Below are 17877 nucleotides of genomic sequence, written 5' to 3' on the forward strand. Positions count from 1 at the left end.
TCTTTGAATTGGATAATAAAATCACAAAGCAGGAGGAAAGAAACATGACAAAGAAATCAATCAGCCGCCGGGATTTCCTGAAAGGCGCCGCTGCTTCCACATTGGGACTGGCCGCCGTCGGGATGTTGGGCGGATGCAGCAGCGAGGATGCGCCGAAGGCCTCGGCGTCCACGATCAGCTGGACAAAGGAAACCGACGTGTTAATCGTCGGCGCCGGCGGCACCGGGGTGTGTGCAGCGGCGGCTGCGGCGGAAGCCGGGGCCAAGGTGCTGGTTCTGGAGAAGGCGGGCGTAGCCGGAGGGACAACCAATCTGTCCGGCGGCGTCATGCAGGCAGCGGGCACAACCTATCAGAAACAATTTACGCAGTATCAGGACGATACGCCGGAAAAGCATTTTGAATGCTGGATGGCGGAAGGCGAAGGACAGCTGGACGAAGCGCTGGTCAAGGATCTGGCGCTGGGCGCGCCGGCGGACATCGAATGGCTGGCCAGCACCTGCGGCTTAAAATGGACGAGCGTTTACGGTCATTGCCACGTTCCTTATGTAAAGGACGACGTCCTGGCTGATCGGATTCACGTCTATGAAGGCGGCGGCGCTTCCGGCAGCGGCGGAATCTACGTGCAGGCGGTTTTAAAGGTTGCCGAGGGCTTGGGCGCGGTCGTGGAATATGAAACTGAAGTAACCCGGCTGATCACAGACAATGGCAAGGTGATCGGCGCAGAAGCGGTTCAGAACGGTCAGACGATCACGATCAAGGCGAACAAGGGCGTCATCCTGGCAGCCGCCGGCGTCGACCAGAACGCCGAAATGGCGAAGGAACTGAATCCGCAGCAGTATTGGGATGATACGACGCAGATCTGTCTGTGCGTCGCTACCGATACGGGCGACGGCATCCGCATGGGAATGGAGCTGGGCGCGGCCTATGTCAGCGGCGGCACAATCGACTTCTGCGGCAAGACCGGCGCGGCGACGGATAACCGCAAACCGGTATTCCCGTCGTTCATCGTCAATCAGGCCGGACGCCGGTTTGTCTGCGAGGACGCAACATACGCTTATCATTACCGTGCGATCTATCAGCAGGAAATGCAGCTGCAAGGCCCGACGTATATGATTTTCGGCGCGAGCAGTCTGGAAGCGGACGGTGCGCCATGGACGGCGGAAACAGTAGCCAAGGACGTCGCCGACGGCGTGGTGATCACGGCGGATACGTTGGAGGATCTGGCGGAAAAGCTGGGCATCGACGCGGCAGGCCTGGTCCGGACGATGAAGGACTGGAACGAAGATGTTGCGGCTGGAAAGGATCCGTTTGGCCGCAAGGACGGCCTGGAGCCGATCAGCGGCCCATTCTACGCCTATAAGAATACCGCGTATAACTTGGGCGCGTTAGGCGGCTTGAAGATTACGACGGATTGCGAAGTGGTCGACGTCAACGGCAAGGTGATCGAAGGCTTGTACGCAGCCGGCTTAAATGCCGGAGGCTGGGTTGGCCCGTACTATCCCGGCAGCGGCACCGCGGTCATCGGCACCTGTCACTTCGGACGCAAAGCCGGGGCTGCGGCGGCGAAGCGCTCAGCGTAAACGGCAACCGGTGAAATTCATTACAATCTCAGAGGTACGCAGTGGAAGAAACGGGGCAAACATCTCCGGTTCTTCCGCTTTTTAATTGGTTTTTCAACGGCTTTAACCCGGGACCCGTTTGAGAAATTTGGGCAATCGTTCGGATTCAGGCGCAGTATGAATGCCAAACAGGATCTCTTTGTCTGTCTGATTCACATCCTGCCGTCAATTCCAGCTTAAAAGATGGCGCATACGCGGTGCATCATGAAGCAATCCAAAACAAAAACGTAAAAAGTGAACGATTTAGGGTAAGAATGGCGATCCGGCGGAGAGAAACCGGAATATTCCCCAATTTCTGACAAATCAATGATATAATCCTATTATAGAACAATACAGAAATATACAAGACCATGACCGCCGGGAAACGGGCAGCGGCCTGAACCGGACCGCTCCTCAGGAAGGAAAGAGAAAGCCGTATGAAAAAGCGCAGTCTGATTTTAATGCTTGGATTCTGCCTGGGATTGTGTTTCAGCGTCCCGCGATTGCCGCCGGCTTCCGTGAAAGCGGAAGCGCCTCTCATCCGCGTCGGCTACATTGACTACGCCGGCTTTATAGAAGAAACCGGAACGGGAAAATACACCGGCTACGGCGTCGAACTGCTCGAGCGGATCAGCCGGATTACGGGCTGGCGCTATGAATATGTTTATGGCGACTGGCAACAGATTCTCGATCAGTTAAATGAAGGCGCGATCGACCTGGTCATGACCGCGCAGTATACCGAAGAGCGCTCCGGGCGGTTTCTATTTTCACACCAGCCGATCGGCGAGGAGCTGGCGGTTGTGTACGCCCGCGAAGACGCGGCGGTGTATTATGACGACAGCGCGGCGATGAACGGCTTGCGCGTCGGGCTGCTTCAGGGCAGCTATCAAAATGAAAGCTGGCAGAGATATGCGCAGGAAAAGGGGCTGGATTGTCCGCAGACGGAATATAAGACGGAAAATCAGCTGATGGAAGCGCTGCTGTCAAACCAGGTCGACCTGATCATCAGCGGCGGGCTGGCGCTGCATAATGAAGCGAAAGCCGTGCTCAAGCTGGAACCGGCGCCGTTTTACATCATTACCAACCAGAACCGGCCAGATCTGATGGCGCAGATCGACGAAGCGCTAAAGGAAATTCAGCTGGCGGATCCTTATTTTGAAGCTCATCTGTACGACGAGTATTATGGCGACAGCCAGTATTCCGTGCAGCCGCTGTTCACCCGCGAGGAAGACGCCTATATCCGCAACGCGGGGGAAATTCCCGTCGGTCTGGACGGTTCGCAGATTCCCTTTGCCGGTATGGAAAACGGCAGGCTGAGTGGCATCTGGCCGCAGCTGCTGGCGCTGATCGAAAAGAAATCAGGGCTGCGGTTTGCGCTTACTCCGCAGCCGCCGCATGCCGATTACGTCGCGTTTCTCGAACAGAATCCCCGTCAGGCACTTTATTGCGGCATTACCCGGCGGAATCTGCGGCTGACGCACAACGCCGCTGTTCAGCTCAGCGATCCGCTGCTGCAGCTGGATCTTATGGTTGTGGTCAACGCAAAGGATTTCGGCGGGGAAAGTGCGGAAGGGTTCAGTCTGATCGTAACGGAAAATACCGCGGTCAATAGCGAATTCTTAAATCAGATGCCATCCGGTCAGATCCTCTATGCTGATTCGCTCTATGAGTGTCTGCTTGCGGTCGCCGATCATCACGCCAACGCGACGGTCTGCGATTCCTATACGCTGAATTATTACAGCTGGAAACCGGGGATCAGCGATCTGCAGGACAATTACCCGCTGGAATTCCCGGCGCTGCAGCCCTGTTTCGCCGCCAGCGTCGATCTCGATCCACTGCTGATGACAATCTTGAACAAGACGATCGCCTGTTTGTCGCAGAAAGAAATCAATCAGATCATTTATGATTCCACCCTCGGCCTGCACTATAAACCCTCATGGATGGACTGGCTGAAAGCCAACCGCTATCTTGTCGCCTCGCTGGCTCTGGCGTTGATTCTGGGCGTCACGCTGCTGCTTTACCGCAGCCGCAAGCAGACCGAGGAACAAATCCAGCGGCGGCGCACGGAAATGTTCAGACACAAGGCGGAAATGGACCGGATCAGCGGTTTGTACAACGAGGATACGTTCACGGAGAAAGCCCGGGCCCTGCTGATGCAGGATCCGCAGCCCTACTACCTGATCTACATCAACATCCGGCGCTTCAAGATTGTCAACGAACTGCTCGGGGTGGAACAGGCCGATCAGCTGTTAAGTCATATCGGCAGCCGGCTGCAGGATTATTGCCGGCGCTATCCCGGCTCGCTGGCGTGCCGGATTACGGCGGATCATTTCATGTTGATGACGTCCTGCGAAGCGTATCAGGCCAATGGCCGTGAGGAGATTCTCAGCGACTATCCCAGCGATCTGAATCTGTCTCTGGAATACGGCGTGTATCCGATCACCGATCGCTCGCTGCCGATGAAGCTGATGCAGGACCGCGCTGCCCTGGCGGCTAAAAACCGGATCGATCCGATGTTCAGCGAGGTCGGCTTCTACACGGATCAGCAGCGCCAGCGGATCATCCGCGAGCAGCAGGTTCTGGATGAAATCGAGGGGGCAATGGAGCGCGGGGAGATGATCATTTATATCCAGGCGAAATACGATATCATCGCCCGCCGCGTGATCGGCGGCGAAGCGTTGGCCCGCTGGCGGCATCCGACCCGCGGTTTGTTAGGGCCGGGGCAGTTTGTCAGCGTCCTGGAAGAAAACGGCCTGATCATGAAGCTGGACTATTATATCTGGGAAAAGACGTGCCAGTTTCTGCAGCGGCAGCGCCATCTCCATGCGCAGGTGCTGCCGATATCGGTCAACGTCTCGAAGTATAACTTCTACCGCACCAATCTGGTCGCTCTGTTTCTTGATCTGATCGCAAAATATGAATTGAAGCCCGCAGATTTGCAGCTGGAGATTACGGAGACTGCCTGCGCTGAGGATACCGAACAAATTTACGCGGTGATCCGGCAGCTGCAGCAGGCCGGCTTTACCGTGCTGATGGACGATTTCGGGGCCGGTTATTCCTCGCTGAACATGTTCAAGGATGCGCCGGTGGATATCATCAAGCTGGATATGGGCTTTATCAGCTCTGATGAAAACAATGCCCAGCGCAGCGGCGCGGTGATCGCGTCGATCGTCAATTTATCCCATTCCCTGAATATTCCGGTGATCGTCGAAGGTGTGGAAACACAGGCCCAGGTTGATTTCCTGAAATCCATTAACACGCGCTACATCCAGGGCTATTATTTCTCCCGGCCGGTGTCGGAGGAGGACTATGCCGCGCTGTGTTGTGCGAAGGATGAAGCTTGAAGCCGGCGGATCGGCGCTGACAAAACATTTTCCAAAGCAGGCGCAAACCTGCGGGAAAATGTTTTTTTCTGAGCTGTGAAAGGGAAAAACGCGCCCGGGATGAGTGAATTCTGGTACAATAAGGCCAGGAGTGATGATTCGATGATAAAACTGTTGGTCTTTGACGTCGACGGGACGTTGTATGATTTAAACCGCCATGAAATACCGCGCTCATGCCGGGAAGCGATCGCACAGGCAAAGCAGAACGGCCTGATTTTTGTGATTGCGACCGGACGGACGCATTACGGATTGGGCGCGGCGCTTAACGCCTTGAACCCCGATTACATTTTGGCGGTCAACGGCGCGGTGGTCGCCGACGGTCAGGGACGGATTCTGGCGCATCATGATTTATCGCGGGGACAGGTGGAGCGCGTCAACGCGTTCTGCCGTTCTCATCAGGCGGGGCTGGCCTGGAAGTTTCTTGACCATTGTTATATTTATCAACATCCGGAGAAGATTGACTGGCTGCAGCCGCAGAAAGAATCGGATATCGGACCGGAACCGTTTATCGACTGTCCCACGCAAGACCGGCATCTGAGCGCTTTGCCGCAAAGCGCGAGCGTGCATGCCGAGCCTGAGGCGGTGGATGAAGTCTTCCATGCCGATTCAGAGTTGGCGTTTCTGCGCTATTCCGCCGACGGCTACGACGTCGTGAGCCGCGGCATGAACAAGGCGGTCGGTTTGCGGGAGCTGATCGATCAGTTGAAAATTGCGCCTGAAGAAGTCGCGGCGTTTGGCGATAATTACAACGATGTGGAAATGTTGAAGCTGGCCGGCACGGCAGTGGCGATGGGCAACGCCGTGGAAGAAGTGAAGGCGCTCGCGGATTATGTCACAACTTCGTCCGATCAGGACGGCATCGCCCGGGCATTAGCGCATCTGGGCTGTATTTGACGCTGATTTAAGTCGGAAAACGATCCGTTTAGGTAATCAATTTGAAATTTGGCAGGAATTCCCTAAAATAGAAAAGGATACGAAAGGGGAAAACGGATGCCTACGATTTTGGACAACGCTCTGTTCACCGCTTTTTCCGAAGCTTCTGAACAGGTTTATATCTATGTCTGCGACGTCAAACGGGATTTGTCTCACTGGTCGAAAAATGCCGTGACCTTTTTCGGCCTGCCGGGCGAATATATGGAAAATGCCGCTGCTTTGTGGAAGGCAAAAATCCATCCGGAAGATCGCGGCCGATACCTGAAGGACATCGCAGACGTTTTTTCCGGCGTCAAGACGCACCACAGCTGTGAATACCGGGCACTCAGCCAGAGCGGCGATTATGTGTGGCTGGAATGCCGCGGCACGATGATGAAAAACGAACAGGGTGAACCGTGGTTGTTCGTCGGAATGATGACGCGCCTGGACGCGCGCAATAAAATCGATCCGCTGACCGGTCTGCCGACGATGCGGGAGTTTGCCGAACTGGACTTTACAGATATCAAAGGCGTGGCGATGGTCGTCGGCTTCGATGGTTTCCGCGAAGTCATCAACAATTATGGATACCGCGGAGGCGATGAAATTCTTGCGGATTTCGCCGTAAAGCTGCGTCAGGTCTGCCCGATGGCGGCGACGCTGTACCGGTTTGAAGGCGATGAATTCGCCGTTTTGATTCCCGATGGCAGCCGCAATCAGGCCGGCAGCGTGTTTGAAGCGCTGAGGCAGGCGGCAAAAGAGCTGGGCAGCCGGCAGGTCAGTCTGGAAATCACCGGCGGCGCTGTCTGCGTGCCGCAGGATGGAACGACGCAGGAGGCGCTCATCAGCAAGCTGGAACATTCTCTGGCCCATGGCAAGGCACACCGGCGTTCTCAGCTGGTCTTTTTCAGCCTTGAGGTTTCGTCCGAATACCGCCGGATAAGTGGTTTGAAGCAAATGCTGGCGCGCTCTGTCAATCATGCGTGCGAGGGCTTTTCAATGGTTTATCAACCGTTAGTCGATCAGGATCACCGCGTGGTCTGCTGCGAAGCGCTGTTAAGGTGGAATGCCGATCCCGACGTCGGGGAAATGATCCGGCTGTTGGAAAACACCGGGGAAATTCTTCCGGTCGGCCGCTGGATCGTCCGTCAGGTGTTTGCCCAGGCGCGCTCCTGGCAGCGCAAAAGTCCGGATTTTATCACCGGGTTTAACGTTTCCTATTTGCAGTTTAAGGATCCAGGGTTTGCCGATTTTCTGATCGCGGAAGCCCGGCGGTTGGAAATCAACCCGCATCAGATTGCGATTGAGCTGACGGAAAGCTGTCAGGTCGAGGACTTTGAAGGACTGGCGCAGGAATTTGCCCGCTTGCGGGCGTTCGGCTTCAATCTGTCGCTCGACGATTTCGGCATCGCGTATTCCACGCTGCTGCTGATCCGCAACCTGCCGGCCGATTCCGTGAAGATCGATCAATCGTTTATCCGGGATTTGAGCGAACAAAATCAGGTGGATCTGGCGATTATCGAAAGCGTCGTGTCGCTGTGCTGCAAGCTGGAAATCAGACTGGTGGCTGAAGGGGTGGAAAACGCCCGCATCCTGAAGCTGTTAAAAGCTTATCCGATCACGCTGTATCAGGGCTTTTATTTTGCCAGGCCGATGATGGCGACGCAGCTGGAGCCGCTTATCGGCACGATTCTGCCCTAGATCAAACCCAGACGGAATGTTTTCCGTCTTTTCTTTTGTACAAGATTATCCCGTTGTCTCTCATTTTCTGAATTTTTGAGGATTAAGGTGGCCGCGTGTGGGAAATACTGCAAGGGAAAGCAGGTGATTGGATGCGTGCAGCACAGATCCGCAGAGAAGAAATGGGACTGCATTCCCTTGGCGAAAAGAAAGATTATTTTGAAGGCTGGTATTTCCGGCTGTGCGACCCGCGTTGTTCGCTGGCGGTGATCGTCGGTTTCAGCCCGCAGCATTCAGCCGCGCCGTTTTTTATTCAGACGACGGATACGTTGACGAATCAATCACAATGGGCGGAATTTGGCTGGCAGGACGCGGTAGTGCGGCAGTCGCCGTTTCATCTGACGCTGGGAAGCAACGAATTTTCGCTGACGCGCGTGAAGCTCGATCTGCCAAAGCTGAAAGTCCGGCTTCGTTTAAGCGGCTTGACGCCGCTGCCGTTTTCCCGGTACGCCCCGACGATCATGGGACCGTTCGCGTATTTGAAAAATATGGAATGCGTGCATGGCGTGATCAGCCTGCATCATCATGCGGAAGGTCTGGTTATTGCCAACGGACGTTCGCTTCCCGTAACCGGCGTGGGTTATCTGGAAAAGGATCGCGGCACTTCGTTTCCCCAGCGCTATCTGTGGTTTCAGTCCAACCAGTGCGGCGTACCGGATTCGTGCTTCTTCCTGTCGCTGGCCAGTATCCCGTTAGGACCGCTGACATTTAATGGTTGCCTGCTTGTCGTCAAGTTGCGCGATCAGCTGCATCGCTTTGCGACCTATACCGGCTGCCGTCTGGAATCGCTGCGCTGCCGTCAGTTTAAAGAGGGTTCCGGGTGGGCGAAGCTGCGGTTTCATCAGGGCGGCTGGCAGATCCGGATCCGTCTGGAATGCGGTCCGGCCTGTTCGCTGGCTTCGCCGCACAACGGGCGGATGCAGGGCCAGATTCAGGAAAGTCTCAGCGGCCGGGCGCATGTGACGCTGCTGCATCATGGCGTGAAGGTTCATGAAAGCCTGTGGTCGCAGGGCGGCATGGAGCTGCAATGGGAAAAAGAGGAAGATCAGAACGCGGAATACAGTAAAAAAGGGTTGTCCTGAAACGGCAACCCTCAACATTTTTATTATAGCACGAAAAAAATTTGAATGAAAGGGCTTACTTTTTTGAAAACTCTGTTTATAATGAAGTCGAAGATAAGGAAAGAGATCTTCAAACAGAAAAAGCTGATCCCTCAGACAGCCGATCAGAACGGTTGAGTCCGTTAAGGAGAGAACCTAGTTTCTCAATGAATCCATTAAGGCTGATAAAGTAAGAGGAGCGAAGCTTTCAGAATAAACGGAACGTTTATTCTAAGGAGGTTAAAGTAAATGGAACCTGGACAGAGAGGATACCGCCGCTAAACGCCGGCGCTGCGCGATGAATCGCAGATCCGTGTGATGCTTCTTACAACTTCCCATTTTGCTGAAAATTTACAAAACAGCCATCGAACAGATAAACAGCCATTTTGTGAGGATTAAGGGTAAACGCGAGGAAGAAATGAGAACGGTTTGGTTTCAGCAGTGGAATCGAATTGATGTCATAGAGAGAGTTGCGGAAATGTTGGAAAACAGCCGCTGCGGTTCATCGGTATAAATAGAATCAATAACATAGATGAAGAACCTGCAAAAAATGCGGGTTCTTTTTTCGTGCTTTGATTTCCGTTGATAACGAGCATCGGGAAATAAGCCGGTTTTGCTTCTTAGGTCTCTGTTTCAGCAGAATGGCGGCAGCAGGAAGCCGGAACGAGAGTTTTGAGGAACAGCGCCGTTTAAAGGTTGTTTTTCAGCCTTGAATTTCCCAGGAAATAGTAAGTTTAACGATTGTTAAACAAGCTTACAATTATTTTGAAAGCACTTGCGGAATATGCGATAATAAAAGTAGGTTTTCAGAATTGAAAATCAGCGCTATCTATGGTAATGTGAATTTGTTAGCAATGGAGGAGAAAACAATGTCCATGTTCAATCACGAAGCACGTCAGTTCAAGTTCGACGTGCTCAAGGAAATTTCACAGCTGGCTTATGAAGGAAAATTGACGGACGACAGCGCGGCCGCGATCAGCCGCAAACTGATCCCGGGGCGCAAGGCGGAATTCCGCTGCTGCGTGTATAAGGAAAGAGAAATCCTGCGGCAGCGCACGCGCCTGGCGTGCGGGAAAATGGCGGATGAAGCTGCGGCATACAATCCGCGTCAGATCGTTCAGGTGATCGACGCGGCGTGCGACGGCTGCACGATCCGCAAGATTCAGATCACCGACAACTGCCGCAAGTGCATGGCGAAAGCCTGTCTGGCTTCGTGTAAGTTCGATGCCATCAGCATGGGGCTGCACCGCGCCCAGATCGATTATACAAAATGCAAGGAGTGCGGCGCCTGCGCCCGCAGCTGTCCATACAACGCGATCGTCGTCACCGAGCGGCCGTGTTCCCAGCACTGCCCGGTCGACGCAATCCGCTGGGATGAAAATGGGATCGCTCAGATCGACGAAACCAAATGCATCAACTGCGGCGCCTGTCAGGCCGCCTGCCCGTTTGGCGCGATTGAGGATATGTCATGGATCGTGCCTGTCGTCAGCCTGTTGAAAATGGGAACGCCGATGTTTGCGATTGTTGCTCCAGCGATTCAGGGGCAGTTTGACAACGCCACCCTGCCGCAGATCAAGAAAAGCATTGAGCTGCTGGGGTTTGAAAAAGTCTACGAGGTCGCGCTGGGCGCGGACGCCGTCGCGTGGGAGGAACAGGCCGAGCTGGCGGAAAAGATGGAAGCCGGCGTGCCGATGACGACCTCCTGCTGTCCGGCTTTTGTCAACCTCGCAAAGATGCACTTCCCGCAGATTTACGAAAACAATATGTCGACCGTCGTTTCACCGATGATGGCGCTGGCCCGCAAGCTGAAAAAAGACCATCCGGATCACGGCGTGATCTTTATCGGCCCATGTCTGGCGAAAAAGCAGGAAGCGATGGAATCCTTTACCGCCGTTGATTACGTGCTGACCTTTGAGGAAATCGCGGCGATGATGATCGCCAAACACATTGATCCTTCGGAAGTAGAGGCGAAAGAGGAAGACTATCCGTCGATCTTCGGCCGCAACTTCGCTCAGGGCGGCGGTGTTGGCAAAGCGGTCGCGCAGGCTGCAAAGGAAAAAGCGATGGCCGCGCCGGTGAGCGTGTACGCCGACGGCTGCATGGAATGCAAGAAGCAGCTGACGTTAATGAAGTTCGGCAAGTTTACCGGCAACATTCTGGAAGGCATGGCCTGTCCGGGCGGCTGCATCGCCGGGCCGGCGGTCATCGAGCCGCCGATGGTGGCAAAAGGCCGGATGGCGAAAGAAAATAACGGCCAACAGAAAACGATTGAGGAATCGCTGGAAAGCTTTGATTTTACCGGCGTGCCGATGCATCGAAAATAAGCGAAAAGGAGAAGCGACATGGTCACTGTTGAAGTTTGTATTGGAAGCGCCTGTTACGTCAAGGGCAGCAATGAAGTCGTCACAATTCTGCAGGAGTTAATCAAAGAAAAAGGCTGGGAAGATCAGGTCAATGTAAAGGGGGCTTTCTGCATGCAGGTCTGCACACAGGGCCTGGGACTGCGCGTTAACGGCAAGCAGCTGCTGGGTGTCGGTCTGCATAATGTCAGAGAAGTGCTCGAGCGGGAAATTACGGCGGCCCTGGCATGAGCTACATCCAGCTGTCCGAGGCGAACTGCCGCAACTGCCTGCGCTGTGTGCGCGTCTGTCCCACCAAGGCGATGACGTATCAGAATCATCAGCCTACAATTCTTGAAGACGAGTGTATTCTGTGCGGCAAATGCTACGCAATCTGTCCGCACAGCGCCAAAAAGGTTCACAGCGACGTCGATCAGGTCCGTCAGTGGATCGCTCAGGGTCAGCCGCTGGCCTTAAGCATCGCACCGTCCTTTGCGTCGGTCTGGCCGGACTATCCGCGGCTGAAACGACAGCTGAAAGCGATCGGGTTTCAGGTGATCGAGGAAACGGCGGTCGGCGCCCGGCTGGTTTCTCAGGCTTACATGAAGCTGATCGAGGAACATCAGATGAAAAACATTCTGTCGACGTGCTGTCCGGCCGTCGTCACCTATGTTGAGAAAAATTTTCCGGAACTTGTCGATCAGCTGGCGCCGGTTGTGTCGCCGATGATCGCGCATGGCTATGATTTGAAAGAGCGTTATCCGGGTGTGAAGACGGTGTTTTTGACGCCATGCATCGCGAAGCAGAAGGAAGCTGCCGATCCGCGCTTTGCGGGGGCCATCGACGCGGTGTTAACGATGCCGGATCTTTCTGTCTGGCTGAAAGACGAACCTGTAAACGAGGATGAGGAACAACCGGAAGTCCGATGGGAAAGTCTGAAAGCCAGCACCGTACGAATGTATCCGACCCCCGGCGGGGTGATCCGCACCTTAAGCAGTTCGGACGAAGTGTACGAGCGGGTCAGTGCGGAAGGCATGGACCGCGTCCGGGATGCGCTGAAGTCGATCGCTCAGGGACACATGGAAGGCTATTTCTTCGAACTGTCGGCTTGCGAACAGTCCTGTCTGGGCGGTCCGCTGTTATGCCATGTCGATCACAGCGAATGGAGAGCGCGCAGCGCGATCCGACGCAACATGGATCCCCAGGATCAGGTGCGCCTGGCCCAGCTGCCCGCCAATCTGCGCGCGAAGTGGCAGGCCGATCCAATCGAGCGGACGACGCATACCGAAGAAGAAATTAAGGACATGTTGTTTTTGATGGGCAAGACGACGCGGGAAAAGGAGCTGGACTGCGGCGCCTGCGGTTACGAAAGCTGCCGCGCCAAAGCGATCGCAGTGCTGGAGGGCAAAGCGGATCCGAAGCTCTGTCTGCCCTACGCACTCGAGCACGCCCAGTCGATTTCCAATCTGATCATCGAGAACACACCGAATGGAATTCTCGTGCTGGATGAGCATAACTGCGTGCGCGAGATCAATCCTGCGGCGCTGAATATGATGAATTTGCAGGAAATTGATCCGATCGGCATGCCGGTCGAGTCGATTCTGCCGGATCAGGGGCTGCATGAGCTGCTTCAGGATTTTGTCGGCGTCCAGTATTACCGCTGCGAATATCCGCAATATCATAAAATCTTAAACCACGCGATGATCTCGATTGAGGATCACCGCTATGTCATCCTGATTTTAATGGATCTGACGGTGGAGGAAACCAAGGAGAAAGTCATCCGCCAGATGCAGATGAAGACGGCGGAGGTTGCGCAGACCGTCATCGACGATCAGATGCGCGTCGTTCAGGAAATCGCCAGCCTGTTAGGCGAAACGACGGCGAAGTCCAAGGTTGCCTTAACGCGGCTGATGAAAGCGATGGATGAAGATGATTGAAGAAAAAATCCATGTGGAAACGTCGTTTTCCTCGCTGATCAAAAAGAATGAGGAACTGTGCGGCGATAAGGTGGCGATCCGCTATTGCGATCAGTTCTGCATTCTGGTTTTGGCCGACGGGTTGGGCAGCGGGGTGAAAGCGAACATCCTTTCCACACTGACCAGCACGATCATCTGCGAGATGATGGCAGAGGGTGCGACGCTGCAGGAAGCGGTCGATACGATCACTGCGACGCTGCCGCAATGTCAGGAGCGCGGAATCGCGTATTCCACGTTTACCATCGTTCAGATTTACTACGACGGGACGGCGCATCTGATCGAATTTGATAATCCGGCCGCCGTGATCATGCGCCGGGGCACCTGTATTGAATTGCCGCGGACAACGCGGGTGATCGGGCAGCGGCGAATCCGGGAAAGCAGCTTTCAGGTAGAGCCAAACGATTTCATCGTCGTGTTTTCCGACGGGATTATCCACGCCGGGGTCGGTACGTTTTTGAACTTCGGCTGGGATCACGCCGATGTGGAAAAACATCTGACGGAATATTGCCGCTCGACTGATCCGGCACGCGAGGTGACGCGGATTTTACTGGCCTGCGTCAACGATCTGTATCAGGGCCAGCCAGGCGACGATTCGACGGTGGCCACGGCCAAGATCGTGCCGGCCACGGAGGCCCGCGTGATGGTCGGGCCGCCGGAACATCCGGAGGACGACCGCAAGGTGGTCGGCCGTTTATTAAGCGCCACGGGGAAGAAAATCTGCTGCGGCGGGACGACGTCCAACATTGTTTCACGGATTACCGGCAAGGAAATCCAGATTGAAAACCTGTTATCCTTAACCTCCGACGTCCCGCCGATGGCCTATATCGAAGGGCTGGATTTAGTGACCGAAGGGGTGCTGACGCTGCAGAAAGCGAATGAATATCTGCACGAATGCGCTCAGTCGCCGCAGTTTTACGAGCAGTTTCTGCTGACGAAGCAGGAAGACGGCGCGATCTTGCTGACGAAAATGTTTTTGCAGGACTGCACGAAAATCGTGTTCATGGTCGGCCGTTCCGATAATCCCGCGCACCGCCAGTTAGCCTATTCGACGATCTCGCTGCGGGCAAAAATCCGGATGATTGAACGGATGGCTGAAAATCTCAAGAAGCTGGGCAAGATCGTCCAGATCGAGCTGTATTAAACAAAAGGATAATCGGGAATGAAATTGACGTGCAAAGAGCGAAGATGCATATTGCCTGATGCTGAAGAATGGGACGATCCATTGTGGAATTTCCCAGTTGGCTTTGCGGACGTGGTTTATGGAGAAGTTGATAGAGAAGTAGAAAAGCTGCCGGATCTTGCGGCAGTTTTCATTTGGTCAGAAGGCAGCCGGAACCAATCGTTTCTCCTAAGGAAGAACACCGCTGCGCAATCATGCAGGCTTCAGCCAGAGAAATTGTTCAAAAGTTTAGTGTGGCTAAACAGATGATATCACTTTATTAAATTTATACTTGCGCTGACGAATTTTTTTGATATAATTTTTTCGTGATTGAAGTTAAGGAGGGATGGGAAAACAGACGATCACGCCCGTTGATTTTGAATGATGAGTACCACGTCATTGCCGGTTGAAAACGACCGGCCGCATGACCTGATGTTCCACGAAGAACAGGCCTCGGACAGCCGGGTCAAATGCCGAAATTGAAACAGGGTTACCCTTGTTGATGCCAAAGCGTAATGCTTTGAAAAAGTTCTGTGACACGCAATCACCAAGCGGCCAAAAGCCATCGTCTTGTCTTTCTATCCTGAAGCGCAGGGAGCGCACCGGAAGAAAATTGAAGAAACGAAAAGAACTGTTTTTGTTTTTCTATTTTGAAAGGGGAAGTATCATTTTATGAAAAAATTATTGACTGTGCTTTGCGCACTGCTTTTCATTGCGGGCTGTTCCGCCGCGCCTGCCGCGCCGACGCCTCTGGCTTCTGCGGACTCCGTCCCAACTCGCTCAGGCGGCAACTTTACGGATCAGATGAAACTGGCTTACCGCGATGATCTGGATCCGGAAGCCGGCGCGGATGCGGTTGAGCGGCAGGGCGATCATCCGGATTCACCTTATTTTTCCACGGTTGACTTTTACAATGCCGAAAGTACGGAAACGCTGACGATTCTGCCGCATTTTCAGACGATGCAGCAGACTTCGGAGTGGTCCTGCGGGGTGGTTTCCGCGCTGTTGGTTTTCAACTATTATGATCAGCTGGGCGAACAGACCGAGCGCACACTGGCAGAACTGCGAAGCAACGGCCTGACCCCGGAAGCGACCGACATGGAATCCATGATCGCGATCTTTAATCAGGTTGGCGGCTTCGATCTGGAAAGCAGTCTGGATTATCCGGCTGATCAGCTGGAAGCGGCCTTTCCATTAGAACGGTTTGAAGCCCTGCTGAAGGAAGGCACGCCGGTGATGGTCGCCTGGAACGACTGGGGCGGACACTGGCAGGTGGTGATCGGCTATGACAACATGGGAACGGAAACGACGCAGGATGATGTTCTGATCGTCGCCGATCCTTACGACACGACAGATCACAATCAGGATGGCTATACCGTCTATGGGGCGGAACGTTTTTATTACAACTGGACGATGTATGATTTCTTCGAAGAACAGGGAATGGAGAATCAGCGGGATCTGATGTTTCTGATCGCCACGCCGTCCGCCGGCTAACTTATCCAGATCAAGATCAAAGCTTTTCATCTCCGCTGTGGAAACTGACTGCGATTTTCTGAAAGCTGAAATAGAGAAAACAAACATGGAGAATTAATTTTCAGAAAATACTGAAAAAAGAATTGACAAGTTTTTCGGTCTGCGGTAAACTAATCCCATCAGCACAAATGCATAGATCAGGAAATGAGAAACTGGAACGTCGGGTTTAAGAGAGCTGCCGGAAGGTGCGAGGCAGTACGGACACCGGGGACAACTGCCCTGTTAGCAGCGAACTGAAAGGCATGGCCGAGTAGGGGAAGCCGGGAATTCCCGTTATAGAAGAAGACATTCTCGCAAGTGCGACGATGTCCGCAGAGTGATCCTGTTTTAACAGACAGGATAATAGGAGTGGTACCACGGATTGATCATCCGTCTTCTAATTGGAAGGCGGATTTTTTGTGTTTGATTAAAGGGGGCTTGAGGGCGTGAAACTGGGGAGACAAACCGGAGTTTCCGGAGCACTGCTTTTCTGAACTGCAGGGTTAAGCGAAATTCAGAAAAGGAGAAAATTAATGATGAAAAACTGGGTAAAGAAAATTATCGTCGGCGTCTGCGCCGTCATGTTAACAGCCTGTGCTGTTCAGGGAGAGAACAGCGCCGCACCTGCCGCCACCGCGTCGGACGAACCGGTCAGCGGAGGAACCTACATCGTCCGCGGAGCGGGCGATCCGTACAGTTTCAATCCGGATTTGAAAGTCGACGACTGGGGCGTCGTCGCCTATCAGAATATCTTCAACCGGCTGGTCAAGCAGACGATTTCCAATGAAGTAGTCGGTGATCTTGCGGAAAGCTGGGAATTTTCAGAAGATGGCCTGACGCTGACGTTCCATCTTCACGAAGGTGTGAAGTGGCATGACGGCGAGCCGTTCAGCTCCGAGGACGTCAAGTGGACGTTTGATAAGATCCGTACCGAAGGATATCAGTCCAACAGCTTCAAGCAGCTGAGCGAAATTACCTGCCCGGATGCAAATACCGTCGTATTCCATCTTTCCGAGCCGAATTCCGGGATTGTCGCCACGATCGGCTGGCTGGGAACCTTCATCATGCCAAAGCATATCTACGATACGCCGGAGTACGATTGGTCGACCAATCCAGCCAACTTCCAGCCCGTCGGCACCGGTCCGTTCAAGTTTGTTTCGTATGAAAAGAGCGTTGCGATCCGCATGGAGCGCAATGAGGATTACTTCAAGGGCGCGCCGTATATCGACGAATTAATCGTTTCGATTATTCCGGATGAATCGACAGCGTTCCAGGCATGGCAGAATGGCGAAGTCGACGACATTCTCGGCAAAGCCCCGTCTTCGGAAATCGCCGCGCTGAAGCAGGATCCGAATTACAACGTTTACCAATATGTCGCCACCGGCCGCGTTTATCTCTCGTTCAATCTGAAAGAAGGTCCGTTTGCGGACGTGCGCGTTCGTCAGGCGGTTGACATGGCGTTAAATCGTCAGGAAATTCTCGATAAGGCGGCCAAGGGCATCGGCAGCGTCCCGGAAACGTACATGACGCCGGTCTTTGACTGGGCGATGAGCGACACCGCGCGGATTCCGGAGATGGATCGGGAAGCGGCAAGGAAGCTGATTGAGGAAGCCGGCTATACCCAGGACGAAAACGGCTATTATTTCACCTGCACGCTGGACACGTTTGAAAGCGGCAACTTCAAGGATACCGCGACGGTCATTCAGGCCCAGCTGAAAGAAATCGGCATCGAAGTGAAGCTGAATATTTCAGAAATCGCCAACTTCCAGACCAAGGTGCTGGATAATTACAACTTCGATATGGCGATGAACTCCGGTTCGCAGGGCCCGGACGCCAACGCGATTGAAAACCGGATCGGTTCCAACGGTTCGCTGAACATCTCCAAATATGCCAATCCGGAAATTGACGAATTGTTGAAAGCGGGCATCGCCGTGTCGGATAAAGCGGCCCGAGGGGAAGTGTATAAGCAGATTCAGGAAATCCTGAAGCGTGATCTGCCGATGGTCATCGTTACCGATGAAATCTACAGCTATCCGATCAAGGCGACAATTCATAACCATCCGTTATCCACTGAAAAGTCCACGACGCTGGGGACCAACGAGTTCTCTGAAGTCTGGATCGAGCAGTAAGCCGAAAACTATGAATCTAAACAAATCCCCGG

The 17877-nt window shown here is 53.9% G+C and carries 11 protein-coding genes; all 11 read left to right on the forward strand.

Annotated features, from left to right (window positions below; translation table 11 throughout):
• Positions 1 to 44: 44 nt before the first annotated feature.
• The 11 genes from I2D94_RS05690 (at position 45) to I2D94_RS05740 (ending at position 17845) form a co-directional block, all read left to right on the forward strand.
• Positions 45 to 1580, forward strand: coding sequence for an FAD-dependent oxidoreductase (locus I2D94_RS05690; protein WP_195395939.1), 1536 nt, complete (start codon positions 45 to 47; stop codon positions 1578 to 1580).
• Positions 1581 to 2035: 455 nt separating this feature from the next.
• A complete protein-coding gene (locus I2D94_RS05695; protein WP_195395940.1) occupies positions 2036 to 4942 on the forward strand; it encodes an EAL domain-containing protein in 2907 nt (968 codons plus the stop codon).
• A 141-nt stretch (positions 4943 to 5083) separates the two neighbouring features.
• On the forward strand, positions 5084 to 5875 hold the full coding sequence (locus I2D94_RS05700) for an HAD family hydrolase (RefSeq protein WP_195395941.1): 792 nt from the start codon (positions 5084 to 5086) through the stop codon (positions 5873 to 5875).
• Positions 5876 to 5971: 96 nt separating this feature from the next.
• Positions 5972 to 7591 (forward strand): GGDEF and EAL domain-containing protein, encoded by a 1620-nt coding sequence (locus I2D94_RS05705; RefSeq protein WP_195395942.1) that lies wholly within the window; start codon positions 5972 to 5974, stop codon positions 7589 to 7591.
• A 131-nt stretch (positions 7592 to 7722) separates the two neighbouring features.
• Positions 7723 to 8712: a hypothetical protein gene (locus I2D94_RS05710; RefSeq protein WP_195395943.1), complete on the forward strand. Its 990-nt coding sequence runs from the start codon at positions 7723 to 7725 to the stop codon at positions 8710 to 8712.
• Positions 8713 to 9599: 887 nt separating this feature from the next.
• A complete protein-coding gene (locus tag I2D94_RS05715; RefSeq protein WP_072685818.1) occupies positions 9600 to 11054 on the forward strand; it encodes a 4Fe-4S dicluster domain-containing protein in 1455 nt (484 codons plus the stop codon).
• 18 nt (positions 11055 to 11072) lie between these two features.
• On the forward strand, positions 11073 to 11321 hold the full coding sequence (locus I2D94_RS05720; protein WP_072685820.1) for a (2Fe-2S) ferredoxin domain-containing protein: 249 nt from the start codon (positions 11073 to 11075) through the stop codon (positions 11319 to 11321).
• Positions 11318 to 13006, forward strand: a complete 1689-nt coding sequence (locus tag I2D94_RS05725) for a [Fe-Fe] hydrogenase large subunit C-terminal domain-containing protein (protein WP_195395944.1) — start codon at positions 11318 to 11320, stop codon at positions 13004 to 13006. Before I2D94_RS05720 ends, I2D94_RS05725 begins: the two co-directional genes overlap by 4 nt.
• On the forward strand, positions 12999 to 14186 hold the full coding sequence (locus I2D94_RS05730) for a SpoIIE family protein phosphatase (protein ID WP_072686144.1): 1188 nt from the start codon (positions 12999 to 13001) through the stop codon (positions 14184 to 14186). The genes I2D94_RS05725 and I2D94_RS05730 overlap by 8 nt, the downstream gene beginning before the upstream one ends.
• Positions 14187 to 14876: 690 nt before the next feature.
• The gene (locus I2D94_RS05735) at positions 14877 to 15698 is read left to right on the forward strand and encodes a papain-like cysteine protease family protein (RefSeq protein ID WP_195395945.1); all 822 of its coding nucleotides are present in this window, start codon (positions 14877 to 14879) and stop codon (positions 15696 to 15698) included.
• Between the two features lie 551 nt (positions 15699 to 16249).
• A complete protein-coding gene (locus I2D94_RS05740) occupies positions 16250 to 17845 on the forward strand; it encodes an ABC transporter substrate-binding protein (protein ID WP_229056773.1) in 1596 nt (531 codons plus the stop codon).
• Positions 17846 to 17877: the final 32 nt, after the last annotated feature.

The sequence above is a fragment of the Holdemania sp. 1001302B_160321_E10 genome, from assembly GCF_015552275.1.
Classification (GTDB): Bacteria; Bacillota_I; Bacilli_A; order Erysipelotrichales; family Erysipelotrichaceae; genus Holdemania.